17 protein-coding genes are annotated in these 14,932 nt (G+C 67.5%); 6 read left to right on the forward strand and 11 right to left on the reverse strand.

Going from position 1 to position 14,932, the window contains the following annotated elements; translation table 11 throughout:
• Nucleotides 1–91 precede the first annotated feature (91 nt).
• The 5 genes from rpsM (at nt 92) to AC1MFI_RS09220 (ending at nt 3,915) form a co-directional block, all read left to right on the forward strand.
• Nucleotides 92–469 carry a 30S ribosomal protein S13 gene (gene rpsM, locus AC1MFI_RS09200; protein WP_479816314.1) on the forward strand — a complete coding sequence of 126 codons (378 nt, stop codon included), beginning with the start codon at nt 92–94 and terminating at the stop codon, nt 467–469.
• Nucleotides 470–606: 137 nt separating this feature from the next.
• Nucleotides 607–1,008: a 30S ribosomal protein S11 gene (rpsK, locus tag AC1MFI_RS09205; RefSeq protein ID WP_026531448.1), complete on the forward strand. Its 402-nt coding sequence runs from the start codon at nt 607–609 to the stop codon at nt 1,006–1,008.
• Nucleotides 1,009–1,158: 150 nt separating this feature from the next.
• Nucleotides 1,159–2,169: a DNA-directed RNA polymerase subunit alpha gene (locus AC1MFI_RS09210; protein WP_055769255.1), complete on the forward strand. Its 1,011-nt coding sequence runs from the start codon at nt 1,159–1,161 to the stop codon at nt 2,167–2,169.
• Between the two features lie 65 nt (nt 2,170–2,234).
• On the forward strand, nt 2,235–2,834 hold the full coding sequence (gene rplQ / locus AC1MFI_RS09215; RefSeq protein WP_479816316.1) for a 50S ribosomal protein L17: 600 nt from the start codon (nt 2,235–2,237) through the stop codon (nt 2,832–2,834).
• Between the two features lie 22 nt (nt 2,835–2,856).
• Nucleotides 2,857–3,915, forward strand: coding sequence for a tRNA pseudouridine synthase A (locus tag AC1MFI_RS09220; protein ID WP_479816317.1), 1,059 nt, complete (start codon nt 2,857–2,859; stop codon nt 3,913–3,915).
• Here the strand turns inward: AC1MFI_RS09220 and AC1MFI_RS09225 are convergent.
• Together AC1MFI_RS09225 and AC1MFI_RS09230 are read right to left on the reverse strand one after the other, a co-directional pair.
• Nucleotides 3,912–4,535, reverse strand: a complete 624-nt coding sequence (locus AC1MFI_RS09225) for a prepilin peptidase (RefSeq protein ID WP_479816318.1) — start codon at nt 4,533–4,535, stop codon at nt 3,912–3,914. The genes AC1MFI_RS09220 and AC1MFI_RS09225 overlap by 4 nt on opposite strands.
• Nucleotides 4,536–6,230 (reverse strand): sensor histidine kinase, encoded by a 1,695-nt coding sequence (locus AC1MFI_RS09230; protein ID WP_479816319.1) that lies wholly within the window; start codon nt 6,228–6,230, stop codon nt 4,536–4,538.
• Between the two features lie 192 nt (nt 6,231–6,422).
• Between AC1MFI_RS09230 and AC1MFI_RS09235 the strand changes: the two genes are divergently transcribed.
• Entirely contained in the window at nt 6,423–7,220 is a 798-nt protein-coding gene (locus AC1MFI_RS09235; RefSeq protein WP_479816323.1) for a response regulator transcription factor, read from the forward strand.
• A gap of 31 nt (nt 7,221–7,251) precedes the next feature.
• On the opposite strand, the gene AC1MFI_RS09240 is transcribed toward AC1MFI_RS09235, so the two are convergent.
• The 9 genes from AC1MFI_RS09240 to AC1MFI_RS09280 all read right to left on the reverse strand — a co-directional run bounded on the left by AC1MFI_RS09240 (nt 7,252) and on the right by AC1MFI_RS09280 (nt 14,736).
• On the reverse strand, nt 7,252–7,629 hold the full coding sequence (locus AC1MFI_RS09240; protein ID WP_479816325.1) for an Hpt domain-containing protein: 378 nt from the start codon (nt 7,627–7,629) through the stop codon (nt 7,252–7,254).
• A 100-nt stretch (nt 7,630–7,729) separates the two neighbouring features.
• Entirely contained in the window at nt 7,730–8,608 is an 879-nt protein-coding gene (locus AC1MFI_RS09245; protein ID WP_479816326.1) for a type II secretion system F family protein, read from the reverse strand.
• 12 nt (nt 8,609–8,620) lie between these two features.
• Nucleotides 8,621–9,553 (reverse strand): type II secretion system F family protein, encoded by a 933-nt coding sequence (locus AC1MFI_RS09250; RefSeq protein ID WP_479816328.1) that lies wholly within the window; start codon nt 9,551–9,553, stop codon nt 8,621–8,623.
• A 4-nt stretch (nt 9,554–9,557) separates the two neighbouring features.
• The gene (locus AC1MFI_RS09255; RefSeq protein WP_479816329.1) at nt 9,558–10,988 is read right to left on the reverse strand and encodes a TadA family conjugal transfer-associated ATPase; all 1,431 of its coding nucleotides are present in this window, start codon (nt 10,986–10,988) and stop codon (nt 9,558–9,560) included.
• Nucleotides 10,985–12,181, reverse strand: coding sequence for a CpaE/TadZ family protein (locus tag AC1MFI_RS09260; RefSeq protein ID WP_479816330.1), 1,197 nt, complete (start codon nt 12,179–12,181; stop codon nt 10,985–10,987). The genes AC1MFI_RS09255 and AC1MFI_RS09260 overlap by 4 nt, the downstream gene beginning before the upstream one ends.
• Nucleotides 12,178–12,942, reverse strand: a complete 765-nt coding sequence (gene cpaB / locus AC1MFI_RS09265) for a Flp pilus assembly protein CpaB (RefSeq protein ID WP_479816332.1) — start codon at nt 12,940–12,942, stop codon at nt 12,178–12,180. Before cpaB ends, AC1MFI_RS09260 begins: the two co-directional genes overlap by 4 nt.
• A gap of 23 nt (nt 12,943–12,965) precedes the next feature.
• Nucleotides 12,966–13,949, reverse strand: coding sequence for a Tad domain-containing protein (locus AC1MFI_RS09270; protein WP_479816333.1), 984 nt, complete (start codon nt 13,947–13,949; stop codon nt 12,966–12,968).
• 38 nt (nt 13,950–13,987) lie between these two features.
• Entirely contained in the window at nt 13,988–14,383 is a 396-nt protein-coding gene (locus tag AC1MFI_RS09275) for a TadE/TadG family type IV pilus assembly protein (RefSeq protein ID WP_479816334.1), read from the reverse strand.
• An 83-nt stretch (nt 14,384–14,466) separates the two neighbouring features.
• Nucleotides 14,467–14,736 (reverse strand): Flp family type IVb pilin, encoded by a 270-nt coding sequence (locus AC1MFI_RS09280; RefSeq protein ID WP_479816336.1) that lies wholly within the window; start codon nt 14,734–14,736, stop codon nt 14,467–14,469.
• Between the last annotated feature and the right edge of the window lie 196 nt (nt 14,737–14,932).

Consider the following 14,932-nt stretch of genomic DNA (forward strand, 5'->3'; position numbering starts at 1 on the left):
ACACCCCCGGCTCGGAGGCCGGGGACCGGAACACCTGTTCCGGGGACGTTCTGCTCCAGACCTCCGGTATCACCAAAGGAGCACCGCCACTATGGCACGTCTCGCTGGCGTAGACATCCCCCGCGAAAAGCGGGTAGTCATCGCGCTTACCTATATCTACGGCGTGGGCAAGACCCGTGCAGAGAAGACGATCGTCGACACGGGGATCTCCCCGCACACGCGCGTCAAGGACCTCACCGACGTCGAGCTGGTCCAGCTCCGCGACTACATCGAAGGCAACTTCAAGGTCGAGGGTGACCTCCGTCGTGAGGTCGCAGCCGACATCCGCCGCAAGGTCGAGATCGGCAGCTACGAAGGCATTCGGCACCGCCGCGGCCTTCCCGTACGTGGACAGCGTACGAAGACGAATGCGCGTACCCGCAAGGGTCCGAAGCGTACGGTCGCAGGCAAGAAGAAGGTCGGACGCTAACCCCACTGGCTCCCTGAGGTGACGCGCCAGCGCTCGTCACGCCAGGGGACCTCGCCAGCGGAGGACCCTGTTCGTAGGACCTCCGGCGGGATTCGATCCGACTCAATGCTCTACCCAATACCTTCGTAGGAGAAGTAATGCCCCCCAAGACTCGTGGAGCGGTGCGTAAGCCGCGTCGCAAGGATAAGAAGAACATCGCGCTCGGCCAGGCGCACATCAAGAGCACGTTCAACAACACGATCGTCTCGATCACGGACCCCAGCGGAGCAGTCATCTCCTGGGCCTCCGCCGGTGAGGTCGGCTTCAAGGGCTCACGGAAGTCCACCCCGTTCGCTGCGCAGATGGCTGCCGAAGCCGCTGCCAAGCGCGCACAGGAGCACGGCGTCAAGAAGGTCGACGTCTTCGTGAAGGGTCCGGGATCGGGCCGCGAGACCGCGATCCGCTCGCTGCAGGCCACCGGCCTCGAGGTCGGATCCATCTCCGACGTCACCCCCAGCGCTCACAACGGCTGCCGCCCGCCCAAGCGCCGCCGCGTCTAATCGGCTTTCCGGTCACCGTGCCGCCCTGCAGGACCCGCTGGGTCCGGCAGGGCGGTTCGGTGCCGTTGCAGCAGATCCCGAGCCGGCCGACCAGCAGTCCCGCCCATTTAGAAGCGTCATATAGCGGATGCTTCCTGAAAGGAAATGTACGTGCTCATTGCACAGCGCCCCACCCTGACTGAAGAAGTAGTCGCCGACAACCGCTCACGGTTCGTGATCGAACCCCTCGAGCCCGGCTTCGGCTACACCCTCGGCAACTCGCTCCGCCGCACGCTCCTGTCCTCGATCCCCGGTGCCGCGGTTACCAGCATCCGCATCGACGGAGTGCTGCACGAATTCACCACCGTCCCCGGGGTGAAGGAGGATGTCACCGAGATCATCCTGAACATCAAGAACCTCGCCGTCTCCTCGGAGCACGACGAGCCCGTGGTCGCCTACCTGCGCAAGCAGGGACCCGGCGTCGTCACGGCTGCGGACATCGCGCCTCCCGCAGGCGTCGAGTTCCACAACCCGGACCTGCACATCGCGACCCTCAACTCGAAGGGCAAGTTCGAGCTCGAACTGACCATCGAGCGTGGACGCGGCTACGTGTCCGCCTCGCAGAACAAGTCCGGCGACTCCGAGATCGGCCGCATCCCGGTCGACTCGATCTACTCGCCGGTCCTGAAGGTCACCTTCCGCGTCGAGGCGACCCGTGTGGAGCAGCGCACCGACTTCGACAAGCTCATCGTCGACGTCGAGACGAAGGATGCCATCGCCCCGCGCGACGCCGTCGCTTCCGCAGGCACCACCCTGGTGGAGCTGTTCGGCCTCGCCCGCGAGCTGAACACCGCTGCCGAGGGCATCGAGATCGGGCCTTCGCCCACGGACGCAGCGCTTGCTGCCGACATGGCGCTGCCGATCGAGGACCTCGAACTGACGGTCCGCTCGTACAACTGCCTCAAGCGCGAGGGCATCCACTCCGTGGGTGAACTCGTCGCACGCTCCGAGGCCGATCTCATGGACATCCGCAACTTCGGTGCGAAGTCCATCGACGAGGTCAAGGCGAAGCTCGTCGAGCTCGGTCTGTCCCTGAAGGATTCCCCTCCAGGCTTCGACCTTGCCGCCCGCGCTGCAGCCATCGAAGAGGACGACGCCGCCTACGGCGACGAAGAGCTCTAAAACGCTATCTGTCCGCCCGCCGCTGTCGAAGCGGCGGGACGGACACCTAATGAGGAGAAATCACCATGCCCACACCCACTAAGGGCCCACGCCTCGGAGGCGGTCCGGCGCACGAACGCCTGATGCTCGCCAACCTGGCCGCCTCACTGTTCGAGCACAAGCGCATCACCACCACGGTGACCAAGGCAAAGCGCCTTCGCCCCTACGCTGAGCGTCTCATCACGTTCGCGAAGAAGGGCGACCTGGCGTCGCGTCGTCGCGTCCTCGGTGTCATCAGCAGCAAGAGCATCGTCCACGAGCTGTTCACGGACATCGCACCTGCCGTCGCCAACCGCGAGGGTGGCTACACCCGCATCACCAAGATCGGCAACCGCAAGGGCGACAACGCTCCCATGGCCGTCATCGAACTGGTGCTGGAGCCGATGTCCGCCAAGCAGTCCGTCGTGGCCGAGGCCGAGCAGGCCAAGGCTCCCGCCGCTGCAGCAGCGCCCGTCGCTGAGTCCGTCGATTCGCCCGAGTCGGCAGATTCCGTAGAGTCGGCGGAGTCCGCCGACTCGGCATCGTCCGCCGAAGAGGTCGCCGCCGAGGACACCACGGTCGACGCCGAAGCAGGCACCGACGAGGTCGTCGTCGTCGAAGGCACCGTCGAGGACGAGAAGAAGTAATTCTTCCGCCCCGATCCACGCCATGACCACGCTCGAGCCCGCTGTCCCTTCAGGGGACGGCGGGCTTTTGCGTGTCCGGCTCGACATCGCGTACGACGGCGCGCCCTTTTCCGGGTGGGCGCTGCAGCCTGGGCTCCCGAGCGTCCAGGGCGTCCTCGAGGACGCGCTCTTCATGCTCCTGCGCCGGCCGGTGCGGCTCACCGTGGGCGGCCGGACCGACGCCGGCGTGCATGCTCGGGGCCAGGTGGCGCATGCCGACCTCACCACCGCCGAATGGGACGGTATGGCGCGGGGCCGGGAGCTGGACCCGGCGCATGCGTTCCTCCGCCGGCTGACCGGCACCATCAACCGTGAGCTCACCGACGGCATGACCGGCCGGGGGCGGTCCGTCAGGAACTCGGTGCCCGCCGTCGTCGTGCGCTCCGCCACGCCTGCCCCCCAAGGGTTCGACGCACGCTTCTCGGCCCTCTGGCGACGGTACAGCTATGCCATAGCCGACCTGACGTCCGGCCAGGACCCGCTCCGCCGCCACACCACGCTCTGGTACCCGGCCCCGCTGGATGTCGCGCTGCTGAACGAGGGCGCCGCGCATCTGCTCGGCATCCAGGACTTCGCCGCCTTCTGCAAGCCCCGCGCGGGCTCCACCACCATCCGCGAGCTGCAGCGGTACGAGTTCGTCCGCGGGCACGACGGCGCCATCACCGCGACCGTGCAGGCAGACGCGTTCTGCCACAACATGGTGCGGGCGCTCGTCGGATCGACGCTTCGCGTGGGGTCCGGGGAGATGCCGCCGGAATGGCTGGCCGAGAGGCTCGCCGCCCGCCTCAAGGACGCCCGGTCCATCCTGGCCGCTCCGCACCCGCTCGTCCTCGAGGAGATCGCCTACCCCGGGGACGGTGAACTCGCCGCACGCGCGGACCTCACGCGCGCCCGCCGCAACGCGGGCCACCTCTCGTCGTCCTCCGGCAGTTCCACGGCGGGCGACGCCGGACAGGCGTCGCTCCCGGACGGGATGGATCCGTCCGGGACCGGCCGATCCGGCCGGGACGGGTTGGATCCGTCCGGGACGGGACGGAACTAGCCCAGCAGGACGAGGCTCGCGAACGCGGCGAGCAGCATGCCGGGACCGAACGGCAAGGTGGACCCGCGCGATCCGCGGCGTGCCACAAGGACAGCCACGCCGGCCAGGCCGCCCAGGAGGAAGCCGCCGAGGAGCGTGCCCATCCAGGCCGCGGCCCCTGCCCAGCCGCCGATGAGCCCGAGGACGGCGGCGAGTTTGACGTCACCCATGCCCATTCCCGCCGGCGAGATGAGCGCGAGCACGAAGTACACGGCGAAGAGGCCGGCGGCTCCCGTCGCGGCGCCCAGCAGGCCGGCCCAGTGGCCGCTGGCAGCCGCCGCGAGGAGCAGCACGGGGAGTGTCACCGCGGTGAAGCGGAGGAGGACGGCGTTCGGCAGCAGCTTGGTCCGCGCGTCGATGGCACCGAGCAGGACGCCGAAGACGGCAAGGACGGCCACCACCGGCCAGTTCCACCACTCACCGGTGGCCGCGCATCCTGCGCCGGCCAGGAGGCCGGCCAGCAGTGCGAGGGGCAGCCGCCAGGACGGCGGCAGGACCGTGCGCGGGTCCCTGTCGGCGAGGCCGGACACCGCGTAGGTGATCAGGGCGGTCGCGATGCCGCCGGCGAGGGCGAGAACCACCTAGACGGACTCTTCCAGGGAGTCCTGGGCCGTGCGGCTGACCTCGCCGTTCACGGGGAGGGTCACGGTGAAGCGGCTGCCCTTCCCGGGCGCGCTGACGCAATGGATGACGCCTCCGTGGCTCTCCACGATGGATTTGGTGATCGCGAGTCCCAGCCCGGCGCCGTCGATATCGGCGCGGCGTGCTCCGGGAGTCCGGTAGAAGCGGGAGAACACCTGTCGGGCCTCCTGCTCGGTCATGCCCATGCCCCTGTCATCGACGTGGAGGTTGATCGCGGACTCCGTCTCCTCCGCCCGGATGCTGACCACGCCGCCCCCCGGGGAGTACTTGATCGCGTTCGAGAGCAGGTTGTCGAGCACCTGGGAGATGCGCAGGGGGTCGATGAGTGTCCACAGCGGGCTCTGCGTGGTGGTCTTCAGCTTGACGCCGTTCTTCTGGGCCCGGAGCCGGTTCGACCGGACGCTCATCTCGATGAGGGCCGCGAGGTCGACCGGCCGCGGGTGGACCCGCACGCGGTCGCCGGCGGTCGAGAGGAGGTCCGCGACGAGATGGAGGACGCGCTCGGCATTGCGTCCCGCCACGTCGACGTATCCCAGCAGGTGAGCCGGCAGTGGGTGCTCATCCTCCAGAACGAGTTCGAGGTACCCGAGCACCGAGGTGAGCGGTGCATGGAACTCGTGCGAGATGTTGGAGATGAACGCGTCCTTGGCGTGGACCGCATCCACGAGTTCGGTGACGTCGCTGCAGGCGATCAAGGCGCCGGTGATTCCGCCGTCGGCGTCCTTGATGGGCCGTGCCGCCGTCGAGAGCGCTCGCTGCGCCTCGCCGTCACCCACCCAGATGAGCTGGTCGGCGAAGGTCTCACCCGTGAGCGCACGGTAGACGGGACGCCGGTTCGGGGGTAGCGGCGTGACCTTGTCGGGCCCGAACATGAGCGTCCCGGTCTCACCGTCACCGTCGTCGCTTCCGACGATCAGCCTGTTGAACAGTTCCTGCTGGCGGTTGGTGAGCGTGGTGGTGCCGTGGGCGTCGACGGCGGTCAGCCCGACGTCGACCGTGTTGAGGATCGCCGTGAGGACCCGCTCGCGGTCGATCGCCGCGCGGAGGAGTTCGTTGAGGTCTCGCTCCTTGCGTTCCAGCTCCTGTTCGCGGGCCTGGGTCCTGGAGTTCATGACGCGCATGCCGACGGCGATGCTGAGCATCACGACCGGCAGGAGCAGGACGCCGAGGTAGGAGTGCAGAAGAGCAGGGTCGAACGCGCCGACCAGCGGCCATGCTGTCACGAGGAGGGACCCGGCGAAGGTGAGGGCCAGGCCCGCCCAGGTGGGGAGCGAGGAGCGCATCAGCCACAACACGGGGAAGACGACGAGGACGCCGAGGCCCGGCTGCGTCTGCATCGCGCCGTCCCGTACGAGTGCGATGGCGAAGAAGTCGAGGATGGGGACGATCAGCAGGCTGCGCCGCGGGAACTCCCGCCAAGGCACCATGACGCAGAGTCCCAGCAGGACGAGGATGATCGAGAACCCGAGTTCGAACGTGCGGTTCGACAGCAGTCCCGGGCGGAGGATCGGAGCCGTGAGGGCCACGACGACGACGATCAGGGACAGGGGAAACTGGCAGAGGACGACCGACCGGCTGATGGTGAGACGCTCCGTCGCGGCGCGTATCCACTCCGCAGCGGCGTCCCTACGCATGCACGATCCAGGGACCAGTGAGACACCGCATATTGAACAACTCCCGAGGCTGAGACCTACCTGCTCGGTCCATTATGTCGCCTCACCAGCGTTTTGCACCGGATGGCGACGCGAAACCGGCACGCGGACAGGCACAATGGGAATTATGAGCAGTCAAACACGCTTCAGCGCAGGTCGAACGGTGGGGGCGGAGTGAGCGATCCCGGGGTCGCGGTCGTCATCGAGGACGACGCCGACGTGCGGAATCTCGTCGCTGCCGTCCTGCAGCAGTCGGGCTTCGAGGTGCACGTCGCGCCCAGTGGCAGGGCCGGCGTCGATCTGGTGCGGACGCATGACGCGATCGTCGTCACCGTCGACGTGGGCCTACCGGACATCGACGGCTACGAGGTGCTGCGGCGCATCCGCTCGACCAGCAACTGCTACGTGGTCATGCTGACCTCGCGCGGGGACGAACTGGATACGCTCACGGCCCTGCAGTTGGGCGCCGACGACTATCTGACCAAGCCCTTCCGCCCCCGCGAGCTCCGGGCCCGCATCGCGGCGATGCTGCGCCGTCCGCGTGCCGTTCCGGAGCCCGGGGTGCCGTCCCGCGCCGTGGCCGTCCCGGCATCGCCGCCTGTGGCTGCTCCGGCTCCTGAGCCCGCTGCCGGCGCTGCACCGGCGATGCTGGAGCACAACGGCCTGGCCCTGAATGCCGCTGCGCGCACCGTGGTGGTCGACGGGGGGGACCTCGGTCTGACACGCAGCGAGTTCGACCTGCTGCACGAGATGCTCAAGAGCAACGGGGCGGTGAGGACGAAGGCTGATCTGGTGCGCGTGGTCCGCGGCGACTACTACGGCGAGGACACCTACATCAGTGATTCCGACGAGCGCGCCATCGAGGTGCACATCGGGAACCTGCGCCGAAAGCTGGACGAGGATCCCAAGAACCCGCGCTGGCTGCAGACCGTGCGAGGTGTCGGCTACCGGTTGACGCCTGCCCGGTCCTGAGGCCACGACCAGCCTCCGACGTCGTGACCCGTCAGGCGGCCGTGAGGTAGCCGGTTTCCAGTTCGCTGATGGTGTCCAGCCCGCAGCGTTCGATCACGGGTAGCGAGCGGCGGGCCGTGTCCAGGTCGTCGGTGGCGACGGCCGTCTCGAAGTCCGCCGCCAGCGCGGAGAGCCGGGCGGCACCGACCATGGCGGACGAATTGCGGAGGCTGAGGGCGGCGTCCAGCGCTGCGGGGACGTCCCGGTTGCCGAGCGAGCTCGTCAGGCGGAGGTAGCGGTCCTCGAACCCGGTGATGTAGTCGCGGGCAAAAGCCCTGGCCGGCTCGGGATCGTTGAGCTGCCCCTCGAGGAGCGTGAGGACGGCGAGGTCCACGAGTGGCAGGACCTTCGGGGCAGGGTTTACGGGCACCACGTCAGGCTACGGTGGTCAGCTGGCGTTTTGTCGGGAATCTGCTGATGGTGAAGAAGAACTGAGCAGACGCTGCATGTTCACCTCCCCGGCGTGCGCCTCACTGCCCCGCGAAGGTGTCGATGACGTTCAGCACCGCGGGCCCCAGGATGACGATGAACAGCACCGGGAAGATGAACAGCAGGAGCGGGAAGAGCACCGCGACGGGCAGCTTCATGGCCTTTTCCTCGGCGCGCTGCCGGCGCTTCACCCGCATGACCTTGGCCTGCGTGCGCAGCACCCCGGACAGGGCGATGCCGTATGCGTCCGCCTGGACGATCGCCTTCACGAAGCTGCGGAGCTCGGGGATGGTGCTGCGGTCCGCCATGGCGAGGTACGCCTCGCGCCGGCTGCGCCCCACCTGCATGTCCTGCAGCGTCCGCACGAGCTCGTCCGCGAGGGGGCCCTTCCCGGTCTCGCCCGCTCGCTGCATCGCACTTTCGAAGCCGAGGCCCGCCTCGACGGAGATCAGCATCTGGTCCAGCGTGTTCGCGAGTTCCAGGGCCATGGCCTTCTGCCGCTCCTGGCCCTTGCTGTAGAGGAGGAGGTCCGGGACGAAGTACCCCAGCACGGTGATGAAGATGCCCAGCATCACGAAGAGCTTCTCGGGGGAGGACTGCACCAGGAGCAAGCCTGCGATACCGCCGGCCAGGCCGAGGAGGGGCTTGGCCGTCAGGACTTTCTCGAGGGGCATCGACGCCGGACGTCCGGCGAGGGCGAGCAGGTGGTCGAGCTTCAGGACGTAGGCCTGTGGCGTGACGCGCCTGCCCAGGCGTCGCAGCGGGTGTCGGCGCTCCGTTGCCGCACCGACACCACGGCCCTGCTCGAGGTTCACCTTGATGGTCCGGCGCAGCTTCGCGTCCGACGTCAGCAGGGACCAGCTGAAGTAGCCGATGGGGGCCGAGGTGAGCAGGAGCGAGGTGAGCAGGATCAGGTCCATGGAAGGGGTTCCTCAGAATTTCAGGTCGATGATCTTGCGCAGCCAGAGCCCGCCGATGGTCATCATGACGGCGGCACCGGCCAGCATCACCCACCCGAGCGGCTTGGTGAACAGCGGGTCGACGTAGCCGGGACTGACCACGGTCAGCATGAGCGCGATGCCGAAGGGCAGCGCGGCCAGGATGTAGGCGGAGAACTTCCCCTCTGCCGCGAGTGCCTTGATGTGGCCCTTGATCTCGCTGCGCTCGCGGATGGTGTGTCCCACCTGGTCGAGCACGTCGGCGAGGTCACCACCGACCTCCCGGTTGATCTGGATGGCCTGGGCGATCCACGCGAAGTCCTCGTTCTGCATGCGGTGCGAGGTGTCGAGGAGCGAGGCGAGGAGGTCCTTGCCGAGGCTTGTCTCGGCCACGATGCGCCGCATCTCCTCCGACGTCGGGCTGTCGGCCTCCGTGGCGGCCGCGTCGATCGCGCGGAGAATGCTGTGCCCCGCGCGAAGACCACCGGTGAGCAGTTGCAGGGTGTCGCCGAGCTGGGCATCGAAGCGGCGCCGTCGTCGTCCCGTCAGGAAGCCCACCACCAGGTGGGCCGCCGCGGGTGCGAGCAGGAGCAGGAGGACCCCGATCACCGGGGCGAGCACAACCCAGCCGAGCAGGAGGCCGGTGATTCCGCCCAGGATCACGAGCAGGTAGACCTCGGCCTGGCTGATGCGCACTCCGGCGGTCTCCAGCACCGCCTGATTGAGGAAACGCTTGGGGTGGCGCTGAAGGTACCCGTCCATGGCGCGGCCGACGGCCCCCGCGAACCGGGACAGCTGCGAGTGCTGCTCGTCGACCGGCGGCCGGCGCCGGTCGAGCGGTACCGGCGACTGCGACGGCCGGAGTGCCACGAGCGCCAGGACGATGGCCCCGATCACCAGCACCACGCCGGCCAGGAAGACTGCCATCCGCCTACCGCCCGCGCAGGGGTGCGGACCCGAAGACCGCGGGGGAGACCGTGATGCCCATGTCCTCGAAGCGCTCCATGAAGCGGGGACGGATGCCCGTGGGCACGGGCTTCCCGAGGAAGCGGCCCTTCGCATCGACACCGGCGGAGTAGTCGAAGACGAAGGCGTCCTGCAGTGTGACGACGTCGCCCTCCATGCCCTGCACCTCCGTGACGTGGGTGATGCGCCTGCTGCCGTCGCGGAGGCGCGAGATCTGGACCACGAGGTTGACGGCGGATGCCAGCTGCTCGCGGATGGCCCGGAGTGGCAGGTCCATGCCGGCCATCAGGACAAGGGTCTCGAGGCGCGCGACGGCGTCCCTCGGCGAGTTCGCGTGCACCGTCGACAGCGAGCCGTCGTGGCCGGTGTTCATGGCCTGCAGCATGTCGAGTGATTCGCCGCCGCGTACCTCGCCGATCACGATGCGGTCGGGTCGCATACGCAGGGAGTTGCGCACGAGGTCCCGGATGGAGACGGCGCCCTTGCCCTCGGTGTTCGGGGGGCGGCTCTCCAGGCGGACCACGTGCTGCTGCTGGATCTGGAGCTCGACGGCGTCCTCGATGGTGACGATGCGCTCGTCCCCCGGCAGGAAGGAGGACAGCACGTTGAGGAGGGTCGTCTTCCCCGTTCCGGTGCCGCCCGAGACGATGATGTTGAGCTTCGCCTTCACGCACGCATCGAGCAGCTCCGCCATCTCGGGTGTCAGCGTCCCGAAATCGATGAGGTTCTGCACCGTCAGGGGAACCTTGCTGAACTTGCGGATGGTCAGGGACGAGCCGTTGACCGCGAGCGGCGGGATGACGGCGTTGACGCGTGAGCCGTCCTCGAGGCGCGCGTCGACGAAGGGCGAGGACTCGTCGATGCGGCGGCCGACCTTCGAGACGATGCGCTCGATGACCCTGCGCAGGTGTTCCTCCGAGCTGAATCGCGAATCGCTCAGCGTCAGCCGGCCCTTCTGCTCCACGTAGATCTGGTCCATCCGGTTGACCATGATCTCGGTGACCGTCGGATCATCGAGGAGCCGCTGCAGGGGGCCGAACCCGAGCACGTCGTCGGCCACATCCTGGATGAGGCGGCGGCGTTCGTCGGGACTGAGCGGCACCTGCTCGGCGTCGATGATCTGGCTGAGTTCCTCGCGGGCAACGACCTTCAGGTCCTCCTCGCTGATGGAGGTGTCACTGGCACGCGCGCCCATGCGCTCGAAGAGGGCCGACGCGGCGCGCTGCTTGAGGCCCGCGAAGACATCCACCTTCGCGGATCCCGGCTTCTCGGGCACCTCACGCACGACGGCGGGCGCCAGGGCCGCCGGGCGCGGCTCCTCGGGAGCAGCGGCGGAAGGTCCGGCGGTGGGGACGGGGGAGAGGCCGGCGGCCTGGATGCGCGCGGAGAGGCTCATCGCACCACCACGCGGCGGTGCAGCTTCCGCTGCGACTTCGCGCGCCACTCGTGGTCGAACCGCTGGACGAGGTCGGTGAGGCTCTTGGTCGCCGGATCGCGGACCTTGTCCTGGAGGAGGGGAACGCCCCGGTTCGTCGCGAGGGTGATGGCACGCGAGCGGGGGATGGAGATGTCCACGGGCGCGGCGAGTGTCGCCTCGATGTCCTCCACCGAGAGCCCCGTCTTGGTGTCCGCGAAGTTGAGGACCACGTGGCGGGTCTCCGGTATGAGGTTGAGCTGATGCAGTACGTCGAGGCCCGTCCGCAGGCCGCGGACACTCGGCACGTCCATGCCGGTGACCCAGACGGCGTCGGTGCACTGCTCCAGTGCGGCGAGGCTCGGCTCCGTGAGCCCGGGGCCGGTGTCCACGACGACGTAGCGGAACTCGAGCGCGAGCTGCTGGATCAGGCGGGCCACCTGTGCGGAGGAGATGCGGTCGGCGTCGGCGGGGTTGCGGGGGCCGCAGAGCGCGTAGATACCTGAGGGATGCGGCGTCAGGAAGGCCTTGAGGACCATCGAGTCCTGGGTGGCGGCGCCGGAGACGGCGTCGAGCACCGAGTACTGGGGGTTCAGGTACAGCCCGGTGCCGACATCGCCGAACTGGAGGTCGAGGTCCACGATCACCACGCCCATCGGGGCCATCTTCCCGAGGCCGACGGCCAGGTTCGTGGCGATCGTGGTCTTGCCGACGCCACCCTTGGGAGAGAACACCCCGATGACGAGTCCGCTCTGCTGTTCACGCGGGGCCTGCGCGTCAGGTCGCTGGCGGGACGCGAAGGCCTGGCACGCGCGTTCGAGCTGGGCGCGGATGCTGGGGACGTCCGCCAGGGGGGAGAGGATGTCACGAACGCCCGAGCGCATGGCCTGCAGGGCGACCTCGGGGTGATCGTCGTGTACCAGCACCACGCTGATCTCAGGGAAGGTCACGTCCACGATGATGGCGAGGCGCAGCGCGTCTTCCAGGGCGATGCCGGGCCCGAAGACGAGGACTTCCGGCCGCTCCTGCCACAGCTGGTCGAGGACGCCGGCCGGGTCTCCGGAGAGGACGCTCGCCGGCAGGCTCTTCACATGACCGGGCAGGCCGCCGGAGACCGCGAGGCGAAGCTTCTGCTCGAACTCCGAACTGGGGGTGATCAGGACGAATCTGCTCATCGGTACAAGTCCTTGTTCTGGAGGATGGGGGAGTCTCCCTCGACCGTCGCGGCGGTTTCCTTGCTCAGCCACAGGGTCGCGTTCTGGTTCGCGTGGACGATGCGCGTCGCCTGGGCGGTGTCCACGGCGACGGTGAGCATGAGGGAGCCGCTCGGCAGCGCTTCGGCTTCGGCGCGGGCCTGCGCCTCCGGGTCGGCGGCGGGGTCGACGGCAACCGCGGTGGGGGCCCGCTGCACCGAGGTGACGAGGATCTTGTGGAGGGCCAGTTTGGTTGTGGGGACGGCGGGCTCTTCCTCGAGCCCGCCTGAGTCCACCAGGATGAAGACCCCTATAAGGTCCCCCGGTACTATCTTGCCGCCGACAGCGCGGTCGGGCTCGATGGTGAAGGACACCTCCTGGAGGCCTTCGGGAGCCTCGACACTGCCGGTGACCGAGGCGTCGTCGGGGTCGACGAGGCGTTCGGCGAGTAGTTGCTCGCCGGGCATCAGTTCCACCGCTGTTACCTTGCCCGTCGATGCGTTCAGGTCCTTGAGAGCTGAGGTTCCTACGGCCGCGGCCGGCAGGGCTTTTGTTGTCAGGAATGGCGAAAGCTCTTCGGATGGCGTACCCGCAGGAACAGCAGTAGCCACCACCAGGACATCGACCGGGTCGAGGCCCTCGACTGCGCGGGCTTCCGCGCCCTGCGCGTAGCCCCAGAGCATGAGGGCGCCGACGAGCGCCAGAACTGCGGCGGTGACGCCGGCCAGGAGACGGGATTTCATAGTGTGGGTTTCCTAGCGATGCTTCAGAGGACGGGGCGTACGACGGTGACTCCGCCGCTCGTGACAGGGCCGAGGGTGTAACCATCGGCTAGCGAGACGTACTTGACGAATTTTCCGATGATTCCGCGGCAGTTTCCGGTGCAGCTCTTGGTGACGCCACCGTCGGTCACGCTGCTGTGGAAGGTCATCGGCAGTGAGTTGTTGCCCGAGAAGGACCAGCCCTTCACCTCGTACGCAGCGAAGTAGACGAGGTGATACTGCGCGCCGTTGCCGGTGCCGGTGACACTGTCGAAGACCGGAAGCAGCGCGGTTACTGCCTTGCCGGCGGCGATGTCTGTCGCCCAGTCGTTGAGGATGGAGTCGCAGTTGCTGGGCCCGTTGTTGCCCGTGTCACCGCCACCGAGTTGTACGGCGATATCGACGAATGCTCCGCACTGGCCGGGGGACTGGACCAGCCATCCGAAACCACCGGGAACAGCAGCACCGGAAGGACCGTAATTGCAGTCAGGGTTCGCATTGTCACCATGAGCTTGAAGTAACTGAAGCGACCCTCCGACCTGTCCCTGCACCTGACAAATCGAGAAGGTGAGTGGGAATGGAGCGGTTCCTTTCGTGGGACTACCCCAGACGGCGCTCGATCTTGCTGTTACTTCGCGTGAACTGATACCGAGTGCATTGGCGAAGATGAGCGACATCTGGTTCGGGGCTCCGCCCTGCTGCATAGCGCCCGTGGTCACGGTCACCTTGCGCGCCGGCTTGTCGAGAATGACGCTCTTGATATTTGTCCGCTTGTCGAGGGCATTGTCGTTCGCCAGGCTCTGCGCCAGAAGCGACGTGTCCGCGCATCCTGTGGTGTCGCTTTCGTTGGCTGCACACTTCTGGGCGATGGCCAGCGCGCCGGCGTCCGCGCCGTTCTGGAGTTGGGCCTTCTCGGAGACAATCATGCCGATGTCTATGGCCAGGGCAGCGAAGCCAAGCAAGACGACCATGAGGATGGCCACGAGCACGCTAATCGCGCCTTGTTCATTCCCGCCTGCGGTTGACATCAGCCTCCGCACAGCATCGCTCCTCTGCCCTTCATCGCGAATGGCCCGGCGATCTTGGTGAGGGTGCTCAGCTGATAGGAAATCGTCACTTCGACCTGTCGACCTGCGGCGCACGTCGCGTAGGAGACGTTGTCCTTCGTAAAGCGATAAGTCACCGTCGGATTGGTCGGAGTCGAGCGGAGGGTATTCATCGCGCGTAGCGCCGCCGTCGTTGCGTCCGACTCGATGTTCGTGATTGCTGCGACACGAACGCCCTCCCTGGCTGCATTACTGAGGGTGGCTTGTGCGTTGAACGCTCGGCCGAATTCCATGATGCCGAACAGGAGCAGGATGAGGACGGGCAGGACGAGGGCCATTTCTACCGCGGCTGCGCCTCGCTCGCCCGTTCTTCTCATCGCATGCCTTCCGCGGGTATAGCGAAGATCCGTGGTGGCCCGACGCACAGGTCGGGCCACCAGTCGGCGGACAGGGGAGAGAGTTACGGCGTCGCGGTGCAGGTGGCGGGAACGGCGGGTGCAGCAGAAGGACCGGTTGTAGCTGCTACGGGCGCGGAGTAGCTGCCACTCGTGATAGCACAGGAGGCTTTGACGAATGAGGTCTGCAGCCCGCCACCAAGAAGCGTGACTGCTGCGATGATGGCGACGGCGATGAGAGCGACCATGATGCCGTACTCGACGGCGGTGGCGCCGTCTTCCTTGCGGACCAGGCGGGGGAGGATGTGCATGCGGGTATTCGATACGAGGAACATGGGGGACTCCTGAGGGGGTTCCGAGCGGCTGACCCAGCGCCAGCACTGCCAGAAAGCTAGCAACGGGATTCCGTAGGAAACCTGGTTTGCCCTGATCCTGAGTGAACATTCACTAACCTGCACCGGCCCTGTACGCGCACTGCGCAGAATCTGCGCTCGCGCTGCTATGCCCCGGCTACGTCTCGCGCGAACCCGC

This window comes from Arthrobacter sp. BC5 (assembly GCF_056680255.1).